The 21,044-nt window shown below is 73.4% G+C and carries 18 protein-coding genes; 16 read left to right on the top strand and 2 right to left on the bottom strand.

The annotated features are described in order from the left end of the window. The first annotated feature begins 208 nt into the window (after positions 1 to 208). The 6 genes from AB0C62_RS09085 (at position 209) to AB0C62_RS09060 (ending at position 7,877) form a co-directional block, all read left to right on the top strand. On the top strand, positions 209 to 1,147 hold the full coding sequence (locus tag AB0C62_RS09085; protein WP_362971058.1) for a pseudouridine-5'-phosphate glycosidase: 939 nt from the start codon (positions 209 to 211) through the stop codon (positions 1,145 to 1,147). Beyond that, complete coding sequence (locus tag AB0C62_RS09080; protein WP_362971056.1) at positions 1,144 to 1,860, top strand: HAD family hydrolase; 717 nt, start codon at positions 1,144 to 1,146, stop codon at positions 1,858 to 1,860. Before AB0C62_RS09085 ends, AB0C62_RS09080 begins: the two co-directional genes overlap by 4 nt. After that, positions 1,857 to 3,329 carry an MFS transporter gene (locus tag AB0C62_RS09075; protein WP_362971054.1) on the top strand — a complete coding sequence of 491 codons (1,473 nt, stop codon included), beginning with the start codon at positions 1,857 to 1,859 and terminating at the stop codon, positions 3,327 to 3,329. The genes AB0C62_RS09080 and AB0C62_RS09075 overlap by 4 nt, the downstream gene beginning before the upstream one ends. Before the next feature lie 11 nt (positions 3,330 to 3,340). Then, complete coding sequence (locus AB0C62_RS09070) at positions 3,341 to 3,802, top strand: cupin domain-containing protein (RefSeq protein WP_362971052.1); 462 nt, start codon at positions 3,341 to 3,343, stop codon at positions 3,800 to 3,802. A gap of 10 nt (positions 3,803 to 3,812) precedes the next feature. Further along, on the top strand, positions 3,813 to 4,064 hold the full coding sequence (locus AB0C62_RS09065) for a 4-oxalocrotonate tautomerase family protein (RefSeq protein WP_362971050.1): 252 nt from the start codon (positions 3,813 to 3,815) through the stop codon (positions 4,062 to 4,064). A gap of 780 nt (positions 4,065 to 4,844) precedes the next feature. After that, on the top strand, positions 4,845 to 7,877 hold the full coding sequence (locus tag AB0C62_RS09060) for a BTAD domain-containing putative transcriptional regulator (RefSeq protein WP_362971048.1): 3,033 nt from the start codon (positions 4,845 to 4,847) through the stop codon (positions 7,875 to 7,877). 171 nt (positions 7,878 to 8,048) lie between these two features. Here AB0C62_RS09060 and AB0C62_RS09055 read toward each other — a convergent pair whose 3' ends face one another. After that, positions 8,049 to 8,546, bottom strand: a complete 498-nt coding sequence (locus AB0C62_RS09055; protein ID WP_362971046.1) for a hypothetical protein — start codon at positions 8,544 to 8,546, stop codon at positions 8,049 to 8,051. Positions 8,547 to 8,802: 256 nt separating this feature from the next. Beyond that, positions 8,803 to 9,996: a hypothetical protein gene (locus AB0C62_RS09050; RefSeq protein ID WP_362971044.1), complete on the bottom strand. Its 1,194-nt coding sequence runs from the start codon at positions 9,994 to 9,996 to the stop codon at positions 8,803 to 8,805. Between the two features lie 559 nt (positions 9,997 to 10,555). On the opposite strand from AB0C62_RS09050, the gene epsC reads away from it, so the two are divergent. From epsC to AB0C62_RS09000, 10 genes are all read left to right on the top strand, one after another. After that, on the top strand, positions 10,556 to 11,125 hold the full coding sequence (gene epsC, locus AB0C62_RS09045; RefSeq protein ID WP_203659760.1) for a serine O-acetyltransferase EpsC: 570 nt from the start codon (positions 10,556 to 10,558) through the stop codon (positions 11,123 to 11,125). A 90-nt stretch (positions 11,126 to 11,215) separates the two neighbouring features. Further along, entirely contained in the window at positions 11,216 to 12,193 is a 978-nt protein-coding gene (locus AB0C62_RS09040; RefSeq protein ID WP_362971042.1) for a cysteine synthase family protein, read from the top strand. After that, on the top strand, positions 12,190 to 12,657 hold the full coding sequence (locus AB0C62_RS09035) for a cupin domain-containing protein (protein ID WP_362971040.1): 468 nt from the start codon (positions 12,190 to 12,192) through the stop codon (positions 12,655 to 12,657). Before AB0C62_RS09040 ends, AB0C62_RS09035 begins: the two co-directional genes overlap by 4 nt. A gap of 49 nt (positions 12,658 to 12,706) precedes the next feature. After that, on the top strand, positions 12,707 to 13,678 hold the full coding sequence (locus tag AB0C62_RS09030) for a DMT family transporter (protein WP_362971038.1): 972 nt from the start codon (positions 12,707 to 12,709) through the stop codon (positions 13,676 to 13,678). A 541-nt stretch (positions 13,679 to 14,219) separates the two neighbouring features. Then, positions 14,220 to 15,047 (top strand): cupin domain-containing protein, encoded by an 828-nt coding sequence (locus AB0C62_RS09025; protein WP_362971036.1) that lies wholly within the window; start codon positions 14,220 to 14,222, stop codon positions 15,045 to 15,047. 7 nt (positions 15,048 to 15,054) lie between these two features. Further along, positions 15,055 to 16,932, top strand: coding sequence for an asparagine synthase (glutamine-hydrolyzing) (asnB, locus tag AB0C62_RS09020; RefSeq protein ID WP_362971034.1), 1,878 nt, complete (start codon positions 15,055 to 15,057; stop codon positions 16,930 to 16,932). Next, entirely contained in the window at positions 16,929 to 17,963 is a 1,035-nt protein-coding gene (locus AB0C62_RS09015) for a PrpF domain-containing protein (protein WP_362971032.1), read from the top strand. Before asnB ends, AB0C62_RS09015 begins: the two co-directional genes overlap by 4 nt. Further along, positions 17,942 to 19,117, top strand: a complete 1,176-nt coding sequence (locus tag AB0C62_RS09010) for an acyl-CoA dehydrogenase family protein (RefSeq protein ID WP_362971030.1) — start codon at positions 17,942 to 17,944, stop codon at positions 19,115 to 19,117. Before AB0C62_RS09015 ends, AB0C62_RS09010 begins: the two co-directional genes overlap by 22 nt. Beyond that, on the top strand, positions 19,105 to 20,508 hold the full coding sequence (locus AB0C62_RS09005) for a dihydroorotase family protein (RefSeq protein ID WP_362971028.1): 1,404 nt from the start codon (positions 19,105 to 19,107) through the stop codon (positions 20,506 to 20,508). Before AB0C62_RS09010 ends, AB0C62_RS09005 begins: the two co-directional genes overlap by 13 nt. Beyond that, the gene (locus AB0C62_RS09000; protein ID WP_362971026.1) at positions 20,505 to 21,032 is read left to right on the top strand and encodes a flavin reductase family protein; all 528 of its coding nucleotides are present in this window, start codon (positions 20,505 to 20,507) and stop codon (positions 21,030 to 21,032) included. The genes AB0C62_RS09005 and AB0C62_RS09000 overlap by 4 nt, the downstream gene beginning before the upstream one ends. The last annotated feature ends 12 nt before the right edge of the window (positions 21,033 to 21,044 follow it).

The raw sequence follows: 21,044 nt of genomic DNA, 5'->3' as shown, positions 1-21,044 counted from the left end.
TCGGCGCTCCGTCGCCACGACCGCCCTGGCGCGTGTGGCGGGGTGGGCCGTCGGTCCCCCACCGTGGGCCCAGTCCCCGGCCGTGGGCCGTCGGTCCCGCGCCGGGAACGGAACGGGAACGGGGTTCGGGACAGTCCGGGTGACTTGGATGTCCGCGCCTGGCGCGCTCCTTCCCTCCGTCCCCAGCGACCGTTCAGGAGAGACCCCCATGCACCCACTGCTGCGTATCAGTGAGGAAGTTGGTGACGCGCTGGCCGAGAACCGGCCCGTCGTCGCCCTGGAGTCAACGGTGATCGCGCACGGTCTGCCCTACCCGGGCAACGTGGAGACCGCGCTCGCCATCGAGAAGGCGGTCCGGGAGTCGGGTGCCGTACCGGCGACCGTCGGACTGGACGGCGGCCGGTTCACCGTCGGCATGTCCCCCGACGACATGGAGCGTTTCGCGGTCGGCACCGGCGTGCCCAAGGTGTCCAGCAGGGACGTCGGCGTCGTCCTGGCCGGCGGCGGCATGGGAGCCACCACGGTGGCGTCCTCCCTGGTGGCCGCCGACCTCGCCGGTATCCCGTTCTTCTCCACCGCGGGCATCGGAGGCGTCCACCGAGGTGCGGGCGAGAGCTTCGACATCTCCGCCGACCTCGTCCAGTTCACCCGCAGCAAGGTGGCCGTCGTCTGCGCCGGCGCCAAGAGCATCCTCGACCTCGGGCTGACGCTGGAGTACCTGGAGACCCTGGGCGTGCCGGTGATCGGCTACCGCTTCGACCACTTCCCCGCCTTCTACTGCCGCTCCAGCGGACTGCGCGTCCCGAAGCGGATCGACGACCCGGGCGACGTCGCGCGCGCCGTGCGGATGCACTGGGCGGCCGGTCTGCCGGGCGGCCCCCTCATCACGGCGCCCATCGACGAGGAACACGCCCTGGACAGCGACCTCATGGAGGGGGTGATCCAGGGGGCGCTGCGTGCCGCCGAGACGGACGGGGTCAGCGGTCCGGCCGCCACCCCGTACCTGATGAAGGCCGTCTCGCGGGCCACCGAGGGCCGTTCCGCCGCCGCCAACCGCGAGGTGCTCATCAGCACCGCCCGGCTCGCCGGACACCTCGCCGTCGCCTACGCCGCCACCGCCGAACCGGACAGGGAGGCCGCGGCATGACCTCCGCGATGGTCTTCGACATCGACGGCACCCTCGCCGACACCCCCTCCGCGATAGCCGAGTTGATCGGTGACGTGGTGCGCGGACTCGGTGCCTCCCCCAGCCGCACGCAGGTGCTGGCGACGGTCGGAAAGCCTCTGGAGGCCTCCCTCGCCGGGCTGTTGGGCGTGTCCGTCGACGACGGGGCGACCGCCGAGGCCGCCGCCCGTTACCGCGGCCGCTTCGCGACGGACGTCCTGAGCCAGGGTCCGGCGCTGCTGCTGCCGGGCGTTCCCGAGGGCCTTGACCGGCTGCGGTCGGCCGGGCACCAGCTCGGGGTCGCCACCTCCAAGATCTCCTCCAGCGCGACCGCGCTGCTGGAGGCGACCGGCATCCTCGACCGGTTCGACACCGTCGTCTGCCACGACATGGTCGAACGCGGCAAGCCCCACCCCGACATGGCGCTGCGCGCCCTCGCCGACCTCGGCGCACCCGCGGCACGGTCCTGGTACGTCGGCGACACCGTCACCGACATGACGATGGCCAGGGCGGCCGCCCTGCGCACCGTGGGCGTGTCGTACGGAGTCGACTCCGCCGACGCCCTCACCGCCGCCGGAGCCGACCACGTCGTCGCCGACTTCCCCTCCGTGATCCGCGTGCTCCTGCACGGGACCGCCGTCACCGCCCACGACCTCGCCGGGACCCGCCCGGAACCGACCGGAGCCCTGACATGACCGTCCAGACGTCGTCCACCGCCGCCTCCCCCACCTCCCCCACTTCCGCCGCCTCTCACACACCCGCCCCCGAAGTCACCGGATTCAGCGGGCGCATGAAGGCCGCGCTGCTCGCCCTGTCCATCGCCCAGTTCCTGGTGGCGCTCGACTACTCGATCATCTACGTGGCCCTGCCCAGCATCGGATCGGGACTCGGTCTGCCGCCCGAGCGACTCCAGTGGGTGGTGTCCGCCTACGCCGTCTTCTTCGCCAGCTTCCTCGTGGTCGGCGGCCGGGCCGCGGACCTGACCGGCCCGCGCCGGCTCTTCCTCGGCGCGCTCGGTCTGTTCGGCGCCGGCTCGCTGGCGGCCGGACTGGCCGGGGACCAGTGGCTGCTGGTCGCCTCCCGCGCCGCCCAGGGCATCGGCGCCGCCGCCCTGACCCCGGCCATGCTGGCCCTCATCGGGGCCGCGTTCCCCGCCGGTCCCGTCCGTTCCCGGGCGCTCGCGATCTGGGGCGCGATCGGCGCGGTAGGGCTCGCGGCCGGTGTGCTGATCGGCGGTGTGCTGACCGCGGCGCTCTCCTGGCGGTGGGTGTTCTTCGTGAACGTGCCGCTCATCCTGGTCACCGTCGCCCTCGCCCTGCGGGTGCTGCCGGCCGGTGAGCGCACCCACGCGTCCGTACGGCGTCTCAACATCCCCGGCGCGGCCCTGTTCACCGGCGCCGTCCTGTTCCTGGTGGCGGCGCTCACCCAGGCCGCGGTCGACGGCTGGACGTCCGCCTCCTGCCTCGGCTGCCTCGCCGCCGCCGTCGCGCTGGGCACGGCCTGGACGGCGTACGACCGGCGCCCGGCCGCCACCCCGCTCATCCCGCCGGCTCTGCTGCGGATCCGCTCGCTGGCGGGTGCGAGCACCATGTCGGCGCTCTACATGGCGAGCGTCGGCGCGGAGTTCTTCCTGATCACACTGTTCCTCCAGAACGTGTGGGGGTACGGACCGCTCGGTGCCGGCATCGCCTTCCTGCCGCTGGCGCTCAGCGTGGTGGCGGGCAACCTCGTCACCGGCCGGCTCGCCGGGTCCTGGGGAATCCGCCCCACGCTCGCCACCGGATTCGCGGTCGGCGCGGCGGGGTTGGCCCTGCTCGGCCTCGGCACGAGCGGCTCGGACTACTGGATCGCCGTGCTGCCGGGCCTGCTGGTCAGCGGGCTCGGTCAGGGCATGGCCTTCGCGGGCATGTACATCGCGGGCACCAAGGACGTGCCGGACAGCGACCAGGGGACCGCGTCGGCGGTGCTGACGACGACGCAGTACACGGGCGGCGCCATGGGGCTGGCCGTGCTGGTCCTCGTGCTCGGTGACGCGCCCGAGGGCGGGGCGTTCGGCCGGGCCTACGCGCTGACCGCCGTACTCGCCCTGGTCGCCGCGGCGGTGGCCCTGCGGACACTCACGCCCCGTACCGCGTCCGCCCGGGATGCCGGGGGCGAGCGGTGACGCTGCCCCGCGTGATCGACCCCGGTACGGGCCCCACCACGGTCGTCGGCGGCACCCCGGTCTCCTTCCTCGTCACCGGGGACGACACGGCAGGCCGGTTCGGCCTCACCGAGCACCGGCTGCCGCCCCGGGCTCCGGGAGCGCCGCTCCACTTCCACAACGAGCTGACGGAGATGTTCTACGTGGCGAGCGGCGATGTGCTGCTCACGCTGGGCGCGGAGCGGCGCGTGGCGGGTCCGGGCACGTTCATGATGGTGCCGCCCGGGACCACCCACGCGTTCGGCAACCCCGGCGCCGACCCCGCCACGCTGCTGGTGATGTTCACCCCGGACGGCGGCCGGGAGAAGTACTTCCGCGAACTGGGCGAGCTGTTGGACTCCTCGCCCGAGCCGACCCCCGAGATGATGGAGGAACTGGCGCGCAGGTTCGACCAGTTCCCCGCGACCGCGGGCCTCGTCGCCCCCGAGAAGTGAGGAGAGAACCGTGCCTGTGGTGACCGTGGACTGGTGGAAGGGCAACGACCGACAGAAACGAGCCGATCTCGTGGACGAGCTGACCACGACGCTGGCCCGGATCGCGGGATGCCCGAGAGAGGCAGTGACCGTGCTCGTGCGGGACGTCGAGCAGGATCACTGGGGCCGCGGGGGCGTCCTGGCCGACGCGCCCGCCGAGGAGCCGGCGGACCGCTCGCCGGTGCCGGTCGACGCCGAAACCGTTCCGGCGAGGCGCCGTTGACGGGTTCGGGTGGACACGGTGGGTGGCCGGCAGCGTTCCGCTGCCGGCCGTCCGCCGTGCGGGGGGCGGGTCCGCGCGGGCGCGCCCCGGGCCCGACCCGCGTTCACAACCTGGTCCGTCGTCCCGCCCGCGAGCCCGATCGGTGATGCGCCGGACGAGGGCGCCGGCCCCCTTGGCGCGGCGGGCGCCCCGCGCTGGCCGTACGCCCGGGGAGCCGCCCCCGGCCTCATGGACCCTTTCCCCAGATCGACTTGCTCGTCCCCGAGAGGCCGCCGATCGGGCACGAAACGGGCACCCTTCGGCCGTGAACGGACACGGAGGGACTCATTTCTCCGGCCGTTGCCGAGCCACGCCGGCAACAGGCGCACAGCTACGTGCCGTTACAACCCCTGTACGGGACCCCGCCGAGTCCTCGCTTCGCCGACCGCCCGCACACCGGCCCCCTCGGCGTCAGCGGCGTCGGCCTCGCAACGCGCGCCCAGGGGACGACTGTTGTGAGCGGTCCTGCCCCGCGCCCTCGGTCCGCCCCCGGTCCGGACCCGTGCGAAAACTTGTCCGATACGCGCCAGCGCGCCCCCTGCTCCGGATGTAAGAGCCATGAAGCCGCGACCGTCAGTACACATCGTGGGTCAGAATGTGAACGTCGACGACGGCCGCCCTGTGCCGTTCCCTGCAGAACGTGAAGGAACGGGACGCCGTCTCCGGTCCTGCCACGCGGTCTCCTCTACAGGCGAACGGTGGTGCGGCGGCCGCACCCGGACCGAGGAGAGGACCCGCGCCATGCGCCAGCCAGCGCCGATTCGCTTTCGCATCCTCGGATCCCTGGAATGTTGGGACGGGGACGAACGCGTCCACGTCGGAGGCCCCGTCAGCGAACGGGTCCTGGTGACGCTGCTCCTCGAACCGCAGCGCGTCCTGCCGGTGCACCGGCTGGTCGAGGCCGTCTGGGACGAGGACGCGCCCGCCACCGCCGCGCACCAGGTCCGCAAGGCCGTCGCCGAGCTGCGGCAGCGCATCCCGGACGGACGCACCCTCATCGCCACCGACGGTCCCGGATACCGCGCCGCCGTCACGCCCGACCAGCTCGACCTGCTCCAGTTCACCGACGCCCTGCGCCGGGCCCGCGACCACGCGGCCGCCGGCCTTCCCGCGGAGGCCACGGCGCTGCTGCGCGAGGCCGTCGCCCTGTGGCGCGGCCCCGTGCTGTCCGGCAGCGGCGGCGCGGTCGTCGACGCGGCCTCCGCGTCGCTGGAGGAACGGCGCATGACCGCGGTGGAGCAGCTCTTCGACCTCCGGCTCGACGCCGGGGAGAGCGCCGAGCTGATCGCCGAGATCCGCGACGCCATCGGCGGGAACCCCCTGCGCGAGACGCTGCGCGGCCAGCTGATGCTCTCGCTGTACCGCTCGGGCCGGCAGGCCGAGGCGCTGGAGGAGTACGGCACGATCCGCGCCGTCCTCGACGAGGAACTCGGCATCCAGCCCGGCGACGCCCTGCGCGAGCTGCACCAGGCGATCCTGCGCAACGACCCCGCGCTGACCGCGCCCCCCACGGCCGATGCCACGGCGGCTCCGACGGTCACCGGCAGCCGCTCCACCCTCCCCTACGACCTGCGCGACTTCACCGGCCGCGAGGAGGAGCTGCACAAGCTCCTCGGGTTCGTCGAGGACGCCACCGGCTCCGGACCGCTGATCGTCGCCATCGACGGCATGGGCGGCAGCGGCAAGACCTCGCTGGCCGTCCGCGCCGCCCACCGTCTCGCCGAGCGCTACCCCGACGCGCAGCTCCACCTGGACCTGCGCGGCTACACCCCCGGCGAGGAACCGCTCGCGCCGGCCGCCGCGGCCGAGGCGCTGCTGCGGATGCTCGGTGTTCCGGGCGAGCGCATCCCGGACGACCCGCAGGGCCGCATCGCCCTGTGGCGGTCCACCATGACCAGGCACCGGATGATCCTGCTGCTCGACAACGTGGTCGACGAGGCCCAGGTGAAGCCCCTGCTGGCCTCCCCCACCGGCACCGTCGTCCTCGTCACCAGCCGCGCCCTGCTCGTGGACCTCGACGCGGCGCACTCCGTCTCCCTCGGCACCATGGCACCGCCGGACAGCGTCGCCCTGATCGTCGGCATCATCGGGGAGCGGCGGGCGCACGCCGAGGCCGACGCCGTCGCCGAACTGGCCGACCTCAGTGGGCACTTACCCCTCGCCCTGCGCATCGCGGCGGCCCGGCTGCGCAAGCGGCCCCGCTGGACCGTGCGCTATCTCGTGGACCGGCTCCGCGACGACACCCACCGCCTCGCGGAACTCAGCGCCGGCGAGCGCAGCGTCGAGGTCACCCTGCGTCTGTCGTACGAGGGTCTGGACGCCGACTACCGCAAGTCCTTCCGGCTGCTGGGCCAGTACCCGGGCGCCGACCTCGACGTCTACACGGCGGCGGCGCTGCTCGACCTCGGGGTCCGGGACGCGGAGGACATCCTCGAATACCTCCTCGACATGCACCTCGTGCAGCAGCACGAACCGGGCCGCTACGCGTTCCACGACCTCGTGCGCAGTTTCGCCCACATGCTGTCGCGGGCCCGGAGTTCCGGCGGCACCGGCGAGTTCAGCGAGGAGGCCGCGGGTGCGGTCCGCCGGCTGCTGGAGTTCTCGATCACTGCCTCCGACGCCGCCTGCGACCTGCTCTTCCCCGGCAGGGTGCGGATGGCGCGCCCGACGCCGTCGTTCCGTCCCGAACTGGCGCCGCTCGGCACGCCGGAGGCCGCCCGCGACTGGTTCGAGCGCGAGCAGGACAGTCTCCTCGCCGCGATCGCCCTGGCCTTCCGCCGGGGGCTCGACCGCGAGGTCGCCCTGCTCGCGGCGAACGTCGTCTTCCACCTCGATCTGCGAGGCAGGCTCGACGACTTCCTCGCGCTGTGCCACACCGCGCTCGCCGCGGCCCGCCGGCTGGGCGAAGCCGATCTCCTGCGGCTGAGCCTGTCCAACCTGGCGGTCGCCTGCTGGAAGCGCGGCAGGTTCGAGGACGGCATAGCGGCGGCGGTCGAGGCCCATCGGCTCGCGGTCGACCTCGGTGACCGCCGCGGACAGGCCAAGGACACCGGTGTGCTGGGCCTGTTGCTCGCCACCACCGGCCGCTTCGAGGAGGCACTGCCCCGGCTGGAGCAGTCGATCGCCCTCAAGCGCGAACTGGGCGCCGAGCGCGCCGAGGCGGAGTCCCTGTCGAACGTCAGCGGCGTCTACATGGAACGCGGTCACTTCACGCAGGCGGTGCAGGCGGCGTCCCGGTCGATCGAACTCGCCCGCAAGATCGGCGCGTCGGAGAAGGAACTCGTGGGGCTGAACGACCTCGCGCAGATCCAGCTCGCGATGGGTGACGTCGAGACGGCGGCCCGTACGCTCGCGGCGGCCCGTGAACGTGCCCCCGGTGTGCTGGCCCCGGCCGAACGGGCGTTGCAGCTCGTCCTCTCCGCGGAGGCCGAGGGCCGGCTCGGTCGCCGACAGCAGGTGCTGCACTGGGTGGAGGAGGCGCTCGCCACCAAGGGACTTGAGGACGCGCCCGTACGGGAGGCCACCGTGTGGAACTCCGCCGGGCGGTTCTTCCGGCAGGGAGGCGATCACCGGCGGGCGCTGGAACTGCACCGGCAGGCCCACGCCTCCGCGGCCAAACTGGGCCACCGGGTCGAGGAGGCCTACGCCCTGGACGGCGCCGCCCAGGCACTGGCCGCCCTCGGGAACACGGTGGAGGCGGCCGAACAGGGCGCCGCCGCGGAGGAGGCCTTCCAGTCGATGGCCATCCCGGGGCGGGTACGCCGAGGGGACTGACGTTCCCCGCGTTCGGGAGAGCGGGCCGTTCCGTCGACGCTCCCGGCGCGCGGGCCCCGTACAGCTGCCGGTCCGAACGCCTCATGCCGATGCCCGCCGTCGTGCACGGCGGGCATCGGCATGGGGTGCGCGGCTCGGCGGTGGGGGGCGCCGCGCCCGGTGGAGCGGGGCTCAGGCGGCGATGACGTTGGGGCCTTCGTCACCGTCGGCGCCGAGGGTGACCACGTTCGGACCCTCGTCACCGTCGGCACCGGCCGTGACCACGTTCGGACCCTCGTCGCCCAGCGCGCCCGCGGCGATGATGTTCGGGCCCTCGTCGCCCAGGGCACGGGCGGCCACCACGTTCGGGCCCTCGTCGCCCAGGACGCCCGCGGCGATCACGTTCGGACCCTCGTCACCGTCGGCGGCCGCGGCGACGACGTTCGGGCCCTCGTCACCGTTCGTACCGGCCGTGATCACGTTCGGGCCCTCGTCGGAGGCGGGCGTCAGGAGCAGGCTGTGGTCCGAGGCCGCGTGCCCGGCGAACGAGATGCCGAAGACCGCGTTCGGGCCCTCGTCCGAGACCGGGCCCGCGGCCGTCGCACCGGCGGCGATTCCGGCGCCGAGGGCCAGGGTGATCGCCGCGTAGGCGAAGAAGCCCGCCGAGGTTCCGAAGCCCTTGCTGATCATGGTGTCCGCCTTCTGTCGTCGCGGTGCGGTGCTGACAGAAAGAAAGGTCGCGTCCGGCGCTCCCGGCCCGTTCCGCGTCCGTTACCGCCCTCTCGGGCACGACGGGGAAGCGCCCGGGAACGGCATCGGCGGGGCTCCGGCCACCGTCTTCACAGCCTCCCGGAGCTCCGACGAAGACCGCCCGCACGACCCCTTTCGGGCCGTACGGGCGGTCTTCGGGAACGGGGTCCACCGGACGCGCGGGGGCGCGGCGGGCTCAGAGGTGGTCGGGGCGCCGGCTCACCTCCGCGCGCAGCAGACGCCCGACCGCCGTGACCGTCTCGGCGGCCGCCTGCGTCGACTCCGCGCTCAGCATCACGTGGCCCTCCGCGCCCGAGCCGTGGCCCGGGATGTCGTCCCCGGACGCGTACGGGAAGTGCACCCGGTGGACGCCGGGCAGCTCGGAGACCGCCTCCAGGCCGGACACCGACAGCAGCCGTCCCGCCGGCAGCCGGTAGGACGCGACGGCCGCGTACCGGTCGGCGGTCGGTACGTCGACGGGTTTCCCGGCGAGCGCCTGGACGAGCTCCTCGTCGGCGTCGAAGCCGGTCGCGAGCTCGATCAGCGAGGCCAGCGGCTCGTCCGGCCAGGTCGCCCGGGAGCGCACCACGCGGGGCCCGTCGGCGGTCAGGACGACCACGGTGTAGGCGTAGCCGAACTCGTAACCGGCGAGGTCGAGAAGCTCGGTCACGATCGCGCGCGCCTCGGCCTCGTCCCGCTCCCCCAGGGGCGCCGGGAAGAGGTGACTGCTCGGATGCCAGGCGCCGTGCAGGGCCACGACACCCACCACCCGGTGCATGCCGTCGACGGTGAGGGTCACGACGCCGTACTCGGGGCCCTCCAGATACTGCTCCACGAGATACGAGCGCTCGCCGGCCGTCCCGTCCCGGGGGCCGGCGATCCCGGAACAGGCGGGCAGGGTGCGCACGGTGACCTGCGCGCCGATCTCCTCGACCGCGGCGGGCAGTTCCTCCGCGGTACGGGCCCGGGCGGCGGGGACGTACGAGTGCCGGCTGCCGTTGAGCAGGGCGCGCATGGCCGCGGGTTCGCCCAGCAGCCGGGCCGCGTCGGCCGGGTTGGGGGTCAGTCCGAGGCGGGCCGCGGTCCCGGCGACGGCGGGGAGTTCGGCGGTGCCTGCGCAGGCCAGCAGCCGCTGACTCCCGTGGACGCGGGCCGCCGTCTCGATCGACCCGGCGAGGGTGTCCTCGTCCGTGAAGTCGACGTGCTCCACGGGCACTTCGGGCGGAAGACAGGCGTCGTGGGGCGGGAGCGTGTCCGTGAGCACCCGTACGGCGAAGCCGGCCGCGACGGCCGCGCGCACCAGGCGGGGTGAGGGACAGAGCAGCAGCAGGCGCTGCGGAGCACTCTCCGGGGGGTCGGGCTCTCGGTGGCGGTCGGCCGTCGCACTCATGGCTGGCTCCTCGTCTCCTCGACGGCGGGCGGGACCGGGCGGGAGCGGTGCCCGCCGATGTCCCACGTGCCCCGGACAACTGATGGTTCGTACATAGGTGGTTGCTTCCTTGCGCGTAAAGGCGCCGGACCGGATCTCCTGGTCGTGCTCCGCGCGTCCCGGCGCGGAGTGGCGCTCGACGGGAGTGTCCCGGGGGCCGTTCCCGGATCCCTCCCCGTGCGTTCCCGGCCCACGCCGGATCACGGCCCTCGTGGGCCGGCGACCGGGGAACCGGCCGGGAAGGGATCGGGAACGGCGCGAGGCAGGCTCTGTCCGGGACCTCGACCTAGCACGGCGGCCGTCAGGATCCCCCCTCGCTCCGCCGGGAGCACACCTGCGCCCCCACCCGTCCCGGACCCCTCCGCGGCCGCCTCCCTTCCCCCGACTGGAGCCCCCCGTGAGCGCCACTTCCCAGGAGCCCGCCTCTGTACTGCCCTTCCGACGGGCCGGTGCGGACGCCGGCCGTGCCGTGCCGACCGCCACCCCTCCCGACCTCACCGGTACCGGTCTGCTGCGTCTGATGCGCGAGGACCTGCACGTCGTCGTCGAGCGCGACCCCTCCGTACGGGGCCGGCTGGAGGCGGCGCTGCATCCCGCGCTGACCGCGCTGTGGACCCACCGGGTCGCCCACCGGCTGCACACCCGGGGGCACCGGATGGCGGCACGGCTGCTGGCCCGCTGGGCACGGCGGCTGACCGCCGTCGAGATCCACCCCGGGGCGGTCCTGGGCCGGCGTGTGTTCATCGACCACGGAGCCGCCGTGGTCATCGGCGAGACGTGCACGGTCGGCGACGACGTGACGATCTACCACCAGGTGACGCTCGGCGCGGTCGGCTGGTGGAGCGACAACAACCGGCCCGAGGGCGCCCGCAGGCATCCGGTGGTCGGCCGCAACGTGGTTCTCGGCACGAACGCCACCGTGCTGGGTCCGGTGACCGTCGGCGACGACGCCGTCATCGGCGCGCAGGCCCTGGTCAACAAGGACGTCCCGGAGGGGACGCGGATGCTGGCCGCCACCGCGACGACGGGCAGGCGGGGCCGCCCGTCCGAGGACGTCATCGCGAGCATCGCCTCGGCCGGCTCCTGGTAGCCCTGCCCCGCGCTCCACGTCACCGACGCCTCCTTGTGACCGCAGGCCCAACCACCCCCCACCGGATCAGAACTGACGAGGAATCACATCATGCGTACTCTCGCACCGCACACCTCCCGACCGCCCCTGGTCCGGCCGGCCGTCGCCGACGGCATCGACGACCTGGTGGGCGCCACCCCGCTGGTCCGCCTGCGGCTCGAAGGACTGGCGGCGGGCGCGGAGATACTGGCCAAACTGGAGGCGGCCAACCCGATGTCCAGCAGCAAGGACCGGGCGGCGCTGTACATGCTGAAGGCGGCCGAGGCCCGGGGCGATCTCGCTCCGGGCGGCACGATCGTCGAGGCCACCTCCGGGAACACCGGCATCTCACTCGCCGCCCTGGCGGCCGCCCGCGGCCACCGCTGCGTCATCGTCCTGCCCGACAACGCGACGACCGAGCGGGTCCGGCTGCTCGCGGCGCTGGGCGCCGAGGTCGTCCAGACCCCCGCCGACCGCGGCTACCCGGGCGCGATCGAGAAGGCCGAGGAGATCCACGCGGCCACGCCGGGCTCCTGGTTCCCCTGCCAGCACGAGAACCCGGACAACGTCGAGGCGCACTACGCCACCACCGGACCGGAGATCACCGCCGCCCTCACCGCGACCGGCCGCCGCGTCGACACACTCGTCTGCGCGGTCGGTACCGGCGGGACCCTCACCGGCATCGCCCGCCACCTGCGGGAGCAGGACCCGGGCGTACGGATCGTCGCGGTCGAGCCGCTGGGGTCCCCGCTGCTGTCGGGCGGACAGCCCGGACGGCATCGCATCCCCGGACTCAACGGCGGGTTCGTCGCCCCGACCACGGACGTCTCCCTGATCGACGAGGTGATCACGGTCAGCGACACGGACGCGCTGCGCACCGCTCGTGAACTCGCCTCCGGGCAGGGTCTGTTCGTCGGTGTCTCGTCCGGTGCGGCCGTGCACGCGGCCCAGTCGGTGGCCGCCCGCCCCGAGTACCGCGACCGGACCGTCGTCACCGTCCTGCCGGACACGGGCGAGCGCTACCTGAGCATGTGGGAGGACGTCTCGTGACGCTCCTGGTCTCCACGCTCAGGAGGTTCGGCGACGCGGTCAAGGTCCGCATCGGGGAGACGACGACGACCCGGTACATCGCGCTCGCCGAGACCACCGACGGCCGCCTCGGCATCTTCCACCACCACATGCTCCCCGGCGCGGCCGGAGCGGCCCCGCACTACCACACGCGCATCTCCGAGACCTTCTACGTCCTCTCCGGCGAGGTCACCGTCCACGACGGCACGACCTGGCACAAGGCCCACGCCGGCGATCTCCTGCACGTGCCCGAGCACGCGGTGCACGGCTTCCGCAACGACAGCGACGCCCCGGCCGAGATGCTGATCATCTTCACGCCGGCGGAGAACCGCGAGGGCTACTTCACGGGCCTGGCGGAACTCCTGGCCGACGGCAACGTCCCGACGCGGGCCGAGATGGTGGCGCTCATGGAGAAGTACGACCAGTTCGAGATCGACGAGCCCTGATCCGTCTCCCCCCACACCCAACCGTTCGACACCTTCCAGGAGTCATCACATGAATCCCGTCAACTGGGCCCGCTTCGGCCTGCTCGCCGCCCTCTGGGGGTGCAGCTTCGCCTTCATCAAGGTGTCTCTCGACGCCTTCGAGCCCCTCCAACTCGCCTTCGGACGACTGCTCGTGGGCGCTCTCGTCGTGTCGGTGATCCTCGCCGTGACCAAGGGCTCCCTCCCGGACCGGAAGGTCTGGGGACACATCGTCGTCGCCTCGGTGTTCGGCAACGTCGTGCCGTTCACGCTCTTCGCCGTCGGTGAGCAGCACACCACCGCCACCATCGCCGGTGTCATCCAGGGCGCCACACCGCTGGTCACCCTCGGCCTCGCGGCCCTCGCCATCCGCACGGAGAAGCCCACGGCCCGCAAGGTGACCGGTCTCGTCATCGGCTTCGTCGGACTGATCGTCGTCGTCGGGCCGTGGCGCACCCACGGCTTCGGATCCATCGGCGGCCAGCTGGCCTGCGTCGGAGCGGCGGTCAGCTACGCGATCAGCTTCGTCTACCTGCGCCGCTTCATCGCCCCGCACAAGATCCCGGCTCTCGCCGTGACCGCCGCGCAGCTCACCTCCGCCATGGTCATCACCGGCCTGATCACCACGTTCACCATCGGCTGGGATCTCCCGGGCGAGCTGACGGCCGGTCCGCTGCTGTCGCTCCTGGTCCTCGGCGGCGCGTCCACCGGTATCGCCTTCGTGCTGATGAACCGGCTCATCGCGGACGCCGGTCCCACCACGGCCTCCGGCGTCAACTACCTGGTCCCGGTGTTCTCCGTGATCGTCGGGGCGTCGGCCCTCGGCGAGTCCGTGACGTGGAACGTGCCGGTGGGCGGCGCCGTGGTCATCTCCGCGCTCGCCCTGGCCGAGGGACGGCTGCCGCTGCCGTCCCGCCGTACCGCCGGCCCGCCCGTGGCCGCCACGGCTCCCGCGCCCGTCCCCGACCGGTCGCAGGCGACCGTCACCCAGGAGGCCTGCTGACCCGGCAGGCCGCAGGCCCGCACAGCACGAACGCCGCACGGCGCGCTCCCGACCGGGGGCGCGCCGTGCGGCGTTCCCGCGTCCGTGCGTTCCCGCGTCCGGGCGTCCGGGACCGACCATGAGGTCGGCAGGTCGGCAGGTCGGCAGGTCGGCGCCCAACGCGCCGTCCAATAAGGGGCGTTCACCGAGACATCCCGGTCCCCACCGCCCTCTTCCCGTGACCGCTCCCGGGGCCGGGAGCGACGTGGGACACGACCGGGAACCCCTCGCGCGAACCTTCAACAGGAGAAGGAAGAAGGACCGCGGTGACCACACCGGCCGCCGCCCCGTCTCCACCGAGCAACCGGTCCACGACCACGCAGTGGTGACACCCGGTCATCCGGCACCACTCCGCGCTCGTGCGACGGTCCGCCCGGTCCGCTCCCGCCGCCGGCGGCCGGCGAGGCCCCCCTGGGGCACCACCCGCCGCCCGCGCTCCCCCACAGCACCGGCAGGCCGACGCCACCGCGCCGGCCTTCGAACACAGGAAGCAGCCACCGGCATGCCCCCATCCACCGAAGCTCCCACCACCGCCCTCGGCGACGCCCGCATCATCACCGCGGCGGAGTTCGAGTTCCTCCCCGTCGCCGGGGCCGACCCCGCCGCCCGCACCACGGTGGCGACCCCGGTCAGCCCGGCCGCCGGCGCCACCCACGTCACCCTCCACATCGTCCGGGTCGCCGCCGGTGAGTCGTACACCCCCGAGCACAGCGCGGCCGAGGAGAACACCGTCGTGGTGTACTCCGGAACCGGGACCGCCGCGGTCGGCGGCAACTCCCGTCCCGTGGAACGCGGTTCGGCCGCCTACGCCCCCACCGGCCAGGCGCTCGCCCTCAGCGCCGACGCCGCCGGCATGACCGCGTACGTGTGGCGCACCCCGCTCGCGGGCGCCCCCGTCGGCGGCGCGCCCGTCCTGCACTCCTCCCTCTGGGACGACACCACCCAGCTGCGCGGCTTCGGCGGGACGGGACAGATCGAGGCCGCCGAACGCCGGGCGACCATGAACTTCGTCTTCTGGCCCGGCAACGGCAGCAGCCGGCTGTGTCTGCACTGCGGCATCCAGCAGCCGGGCGAGACCTTCAACGTCCACCTCCACCCCGACAGCGACGAGGCGTTCATCGCCTTCGAGGGCGTCGGCCAGATGTACCTGCGCGACCGCTGGATCGACGTCAGCGCCGGAGACGTGCTCTACGCGTCGCCCGGGGTGCTGCACGGCGCCCGCAACCCCCACACCGGTCCCACCGCCCGCCGCTTCGTCACCTGCGGTGGCCCCAGCCCCTACGACCCGGCGCTCTACTCCGCCGCCGGTTACTCCTCACAGGTCAGGTGAACGCAGCGTGTGCCGCATATACGGAACCTTCAACATCCACTCCGACGAGGCCGAACTGCGCCGTGTCGCCGACCTGATGCACCACGGCGGTCCCGACGCCCAGGGTGTCGCGCACCGGGCCGACTGGGCGCTCGGCAACAACCGGCTGTCCATCATGGACCCCGAGGGCGGCGCGCAGCCGTACCACCTCGGCCGGGTCACCGTCGTCTTCAACGGTGAGATCTACAACCACCGTGACCTGCGCGAACGCCTGACCGGCCTCGGCTTCCACTTCGACGACCAGTGCGACGGGTCCATCCTGCCCGCGCTGTACCTGACCTACGGGGACCGGTTCGCCGAGCACCTGGACGGCATGTACTCGGTCGCCGTCATGGACCTGCGGAGCACGCCCCGCATGGTGCTGGCCACCGACGACTCGGGCATGAAGCCGCTCTACTACCACTGGGAACAGGCCACCGGACGCTTCCACTTCGCCTCCGAACTGCCCGCGCTCCTCGGCTTCGCCGGGGTGCGGGCGGAGGAGGACGAGGCGGGACTCGACGCCTATCTGACCTCCAAGACACCGTTCGGCGACCGCACCATGTTCCGCGGCATCCAGGTCATGCCGCCGGCCGCCACCGCCGTCCTCAGCCACCGTGACGGACTGCGCGTCAAGCAGCGCCCCATGGCCCACGAGCGGGGCCTGCGCCCCGACAAGGACCGCACCCTGGACGAGGCGGGCGAGCAGCTGCGTGCCCTGCTCTTCGAGGAGGTGTCGCGCCTCCTGGTGGCCGACGCACCGGTCGCCGCCGTCACCTCGGGCGGACTCGACTCCAGCCTCGTCACGGCGCTGGCCGCCGAGGCACTGCGCGCCGCCGGGGGCCTCGGGAGCCTGCACACCTTCAACATCGCCTACACCGGCACCTGGCCCAGCGACGAACGCGCCTACGCCGCCGAGGTCGCCCGCGCCGCCGGCACCCGGCACCACCAGGTGGAGGTCGACCCGGCCACCTTCCCCGACCTGATGACCGACGTGGTGCGCCACCTCGGCCAGCCCAACGCCGATCCGATCACCCTGTCCACGTTCTCCCTCTTCCGCGCGGTCCGCGACGCCGGCTTCAAGGTCGCCCTCACCGGTGACGCGGCCGACGAACTGTTCAGCGGCTACTCCCGGATGACCCAGGCGGTCGCCGCACACCACGGCTCGGACTGGATCGACGACTACCTCGACCACCTCGCGGCCGTCCCGCGCGCCCTGCGCGAGAGCCTGTACACCGACGAGTACGCCTTCGCCGTGAACGCGGTCGGCTCCTCCCTGCCCGCCGAGATCCGGCGCGTCCTGCACAGCAGCCCCGGCACCCGCCTTCAGCGCATCGGCGCGGTGGAGCAGCGCTACCGGCTGCCGGCCTACCACCTGCGGCGCGTCGACCACCTGTCGATGGCGAGCTCGGTCGAGGTGCGGCTGCCGTTCTGCCAGCCCTCCGTCGTCCGGTTCGCCTCCACCCTGACCGACGCGCAGCGGCTCGTTCCGGGCCAAGGCGTGAAGCGGGCGCTGTACCGGTCGGCCCAGGGCCTGATCCCGCGCAGCGTGCTGGAACGCCCCAAGCAGCCCTTCACCCTGCCGGTCACGGCGATGCTCGCGCCCGGCCAGCGGCTGTGGACCCTCGCCCGCGACGTGCTGTCCCCGCAGACGCTGCGCGCCGACGGACGGATCCGCCCCGAGCGGGTCGACGCGCTCTTCGACGAGCAGGCCACCCGGCCGAGCGACTCCGTCTCGCTGGCGCTGTGGTCCCTGATGTCGCACCAGTTGTGGCGCCAGGAGTTCTTCGCGACGGCCGGAGCGACCTCGTCCGCGCCGCTGACGCTGCACTCGCCGGCGCGGGTCCTCCAGGAGGCGGCCGCATGACCGTCAGCCTCGCCCGAGCGCACGGCACCCCGTGCCCCACCGCCGTGGTGGACGCGCGGACCCTGCCCGCCTCGGAGCCCGAACTGCTCGCCCGGCTCACCGAGTTGCGGTCGGCGCTCGCCGACCACGGAGCCGCGGACGTCCTGAAGAACGCGCTCGTCCAGCCCTCCCGGCACCCCCTGTTCGACCTGGACTACCGCTTCGTCCAGTCGATGCCGGACCGGCTCGACAGCTTCGACCTGCGGGGCTCCTGCGGTCACTCCATCCTCGCCGCGGTCGAGGCGGCGGCCCGCACCGGCATGATCCAGCCCCTGGTGGCCGGCTGCCGGGTCCGGGTCAACGTGCTCAACAACGGGGACAACGTGGTGTGCGAGGCGGAGGAGACCTCCGACGGAGGCACCCGCTTCACGGCACACTTCCTCTGCTCGCCGCCCCGGCCGGTCGACGAGCTCCTCATCACGGGCGAACCGGTCACCGGCATCCGCTTCGAGGGCCGTACGGTGCCGGTGTCCCTGGTGTCGATGGGCAATCCGTACCTCTTCGTGCACGCCGTCGAGCTGGGCGTCCGCACGGTCGAGGAGCTCTTCGCCGACGACCCGCTGCTGTTCGACCGGATGACCCGGCTGCGCCGCGCCGTCTGCGAGGCACAGGGCTGGGACGGCACCGGAGCCTTCCCCAAGGTGGCCGCGCTGCTCCCCGACGGCCCCGGCGCCCTCGCGGTGCGCGCCATCTCCGTACCGTCCTGGCACCCCACCGTGGCCCTGACCGGCGCGACCTGCCTCGCCGCGGGCGCCGCCGTGGAAGGCACCATCCCGCACCTGCTGTCCGGCGCGGCGGACCAGCCGGAGAACGGCATGCTCGCCCTGCGCACGCCCGGCGCCACCGTCCGCGCCTCGGCCCGTACGACGGGCGGTCCCCACGACCGCCGGCTCGCCTGGATCTCCGTCGCGGAGAAGCAGGTCGACTACCGCGGCCACTTCCTGCCCGCCCCCACCTCCCAGGAGTTGTCATGGCTTCCGCAGACAGCCTGACCGTGCCCGACGCGCCGGACCTCACCGACGCACCGCTCCCCCTGCCGGCCACCGGGATGACCGCGGCGATCCGCGAGCGCCTCGCCGCCTGCGCCCGGGACGCCGACGTGAGCGGCGAACCGGACCGGCGGGCCCTGGCCCTGCTGCGCGAGACCGGCCTGCTCGGTCTGGCCCTGCCGTACGAGTACGGCGGCACGGGGGCCGACGCGCACGGTCTGAACACGGCCGTCGAACAGGTGGCGCGGGTCAACGCGTCCGCGTCGATCATGCTCTTCCAGCACTACGCGGTCAGCACCCGTATCCTCGAACACGGCAGTCCCGCCCTGCGCCGCCGGCTGCTGCCCCAACTCGCCCGCGGTGACTGGCTGGCCGCCTCCGCGTGGAGCGAGACCGGTGCCGGCGCGAACAAGAAGCACCTGTCCACCACCGCCCGCCGCACGCCCGACGGCGGCTGGGTCCTCGACGGCGCCAAGTCCTTCACCACCAGCGCGGGCCTGGCCGACATCTACCTGGTGCTGGCACAGACCGACGAGCCCGCGCCGGACGCGGCGCCGGACACCGGGTACGGCTCCGCGGGCCAGACGTTCTTCCTGATACCGGCGGAGACTCCCGGTCTGGAGCCGGACACCTCGATGCGGCTGACCGGCATGCGCGGTTCGGCGACCGGTTTCGTCTCCGTCCACGACTGCCACGTGCCGGACACCGCGCGCCTGGGTGCGGTGGGCACGGCGGCCTCGATCATCGCCGGTGTCCGGGACAGCGGCGCCACGCTCGGCGCGGTGTCCGTCGGCCTGGCGCAGGCGGCACTCGACCTGGCCCACGAGCACGCCGAGCGGCGCGGTCTGACGGCCCAACAGGCCGTACGGCACCGACTGGTGGACATCGCGGGCGAGGTCGAGGCCGCGCGTGCGGTCGTCGAGCGCACGGGCCGGCGTACGGCTCCGGACCCCGGGATCACCACGCTGCACTCCAAGCTCTTCGCCTCCTCGGCCGCCGAGCGCGTCGTCAACGCGGTGGAGCGACTGCTCGGTTCGGCCGGCTATGTCGCCTCGAACGAGATCAACCGCTACGGCCGCGACGCGCGCGCCGTCGCCCTGATGGGACCGACCAACGACCTCTGCAAGGAACTGGTGAGTCTGACGTGGAACCGTTGAATCCCGCATCCGAGGAGCTGCCCGCCGAACTGGTCGTCGAGGGCGGCCGGCTCGTCACCCCCGACGGGGTCCGCGACGGCACGGTGGTCGTGCGTGACGGCCGTGTCGCGGCCCTGCTCGGTCCGGACGAGCCGCTGCCCGCCGGCCGGCGTCTCGACGCCCGTGGCCGGTACGTGCTGCCGGGTCTGATCGACTCCCACGTCCACTTCCGCACTCCGGGCCTGGAGTACAAGGAGGACTGGGAGCACGGCAGCAAGGCCGCCCTCGTCGGCGGCGTGACGACCGTGGTCGACATGCCCAACACCCGCCCGCCGTCGCTGGACGAGGCCGGTCTGATCGCCAAGGACCAGGTGATCCGGGGGACTTCGTGGGCCGACTACCGCTTCCACCTCGGCGCCGACCCCGACCACCCCGAACTGCTGGCGGACATCGACCCGCGGATAGCCACCTCGGCGAAGGTGTTCATGGCGGGCCACCACACGGCGCCGGTCGTGTTCCGGGACGGCGACCAGCTGCGGCGGGCCTTCGCCGCGGCGGCCCGGGGCGGCATCAGGCTCGTGCTGCACGCCGAGGACCAGCACGTCTTCGACCTGCTCGACGCGAGTTCGAGCGCCCCCGACTCGTACGGCGAGTACGAACCGCACCGGCCCCGCTCGGGAGGCATCGTCGCCGTCGCCCAGGTCGTGCACCTCGTGCGGGAGTACGGCACGAAGGCGCACATCCTCCACGTGTCGTCGGCGGAGGAGGCCGATCTGCTGGCGGCGGCCGCCGCCGAGGGACTGCCCCTCACCTTCGAGGTGACCGGCCACCACCTGTCGTTCACCCACGACGACACCACCCGGCGCGGTCCGCGGACCCGGCTCTCCCCGGCCATCCGCGAGTGCCGGGACCAGAAACGCCTGTGGCACGCGGTGCTGCACGGCGAGGCCGTCTCCCTCGGCAGCGACCACGCTCCGCACACCGTGGAGGAGAAGAACCGTCCGCCGGCCGACGCGCCGCCCGGTCTCCCCGGTGTCCAGGAACTGGCCACGGGCGTGTGGACCGGGCTGCGCACCCGGGGGATCGATCCGGACGAGGCGGCCACGCATCTGGCCCGGCTCATGGGCTCGGGACCGGCCCGCCTGTTCGACCTGCCCGGCAAGGGCCGGCTCGAACCGGGCGCGGACGCCGACCTCACCCTGCTCGACCCGGCAGCGCGCTGGCAGTTCTCCGCGCACGACGTGCAGGCGCTGTGCGGCTGGTCCGCGTACGAGGGGTGGACGTTCACCGGGCGTTTCACGACCACGGTGAAGGCCGGCCGCGTCTCCTGGGACATCCGTACGGGCTTCTCCGGCCGTCCCGAGGGCCGTTGGCTCCAGGGTTCGGCCCGGCCTCTGGAGGTGGCACGGTGACTCCGGCGCTGCTCGCGTCCCAGCCGTCGACCGGGGCGGCCCCGGACCTCGCCGAGGCGTTCCGCGCCGCGATGTCCGCCCTGGCCGCCCCCGTCACCATCGTGACCTGCTACGACGACCGGGGCAGGCCGCGCGGTCTGACGGCCAGCGCCGTCAGCTCGCTCTCGCTCAGCCCGCCGCTGTTCCTCGTCTGCATCGACCGGAACTCCCGTACGCACGACGCGCTGACGGACGCCGAGGACTTCGCGGTGCACCTGCTCGGTCCGGGCGAGGAAGACCTCGTCCAGCGGTTCATGCGGCCGGCCGAGCGCCGATTCGACGACGTCCCGCTGGCGGCGGAGTCCCACCGCGCCCCCGTCCTGCGGGACGCGTCCCTGACCCTGACCTGCGTCCGCCACGACGTCCTGGAAGGAGGCGACCACACGATCCTGGTGGGGCGGGTGACCGATGTGGGCGGCGAGCCCGCGCACTCGGGTGGCCTGGTCTGGCACCGACGCGGCTTCGCCCACGCGCGACGACCGTGAACCGGGGGCGGG

It is taken from the genome of Streptomyces sp. NPDC048643, from assembly GCF_040650615.1.
Lineage (GTDB): Bacteria > Actinomycetota > Actinomycetes > Streptomycetales > Streptomycetaceae > Streptomyces.
The sequence above is the reverse complement of the archived record's forward strand: the minus strand, read 5'-3'. Positions and strand labels throughout refer to the sequence as shown.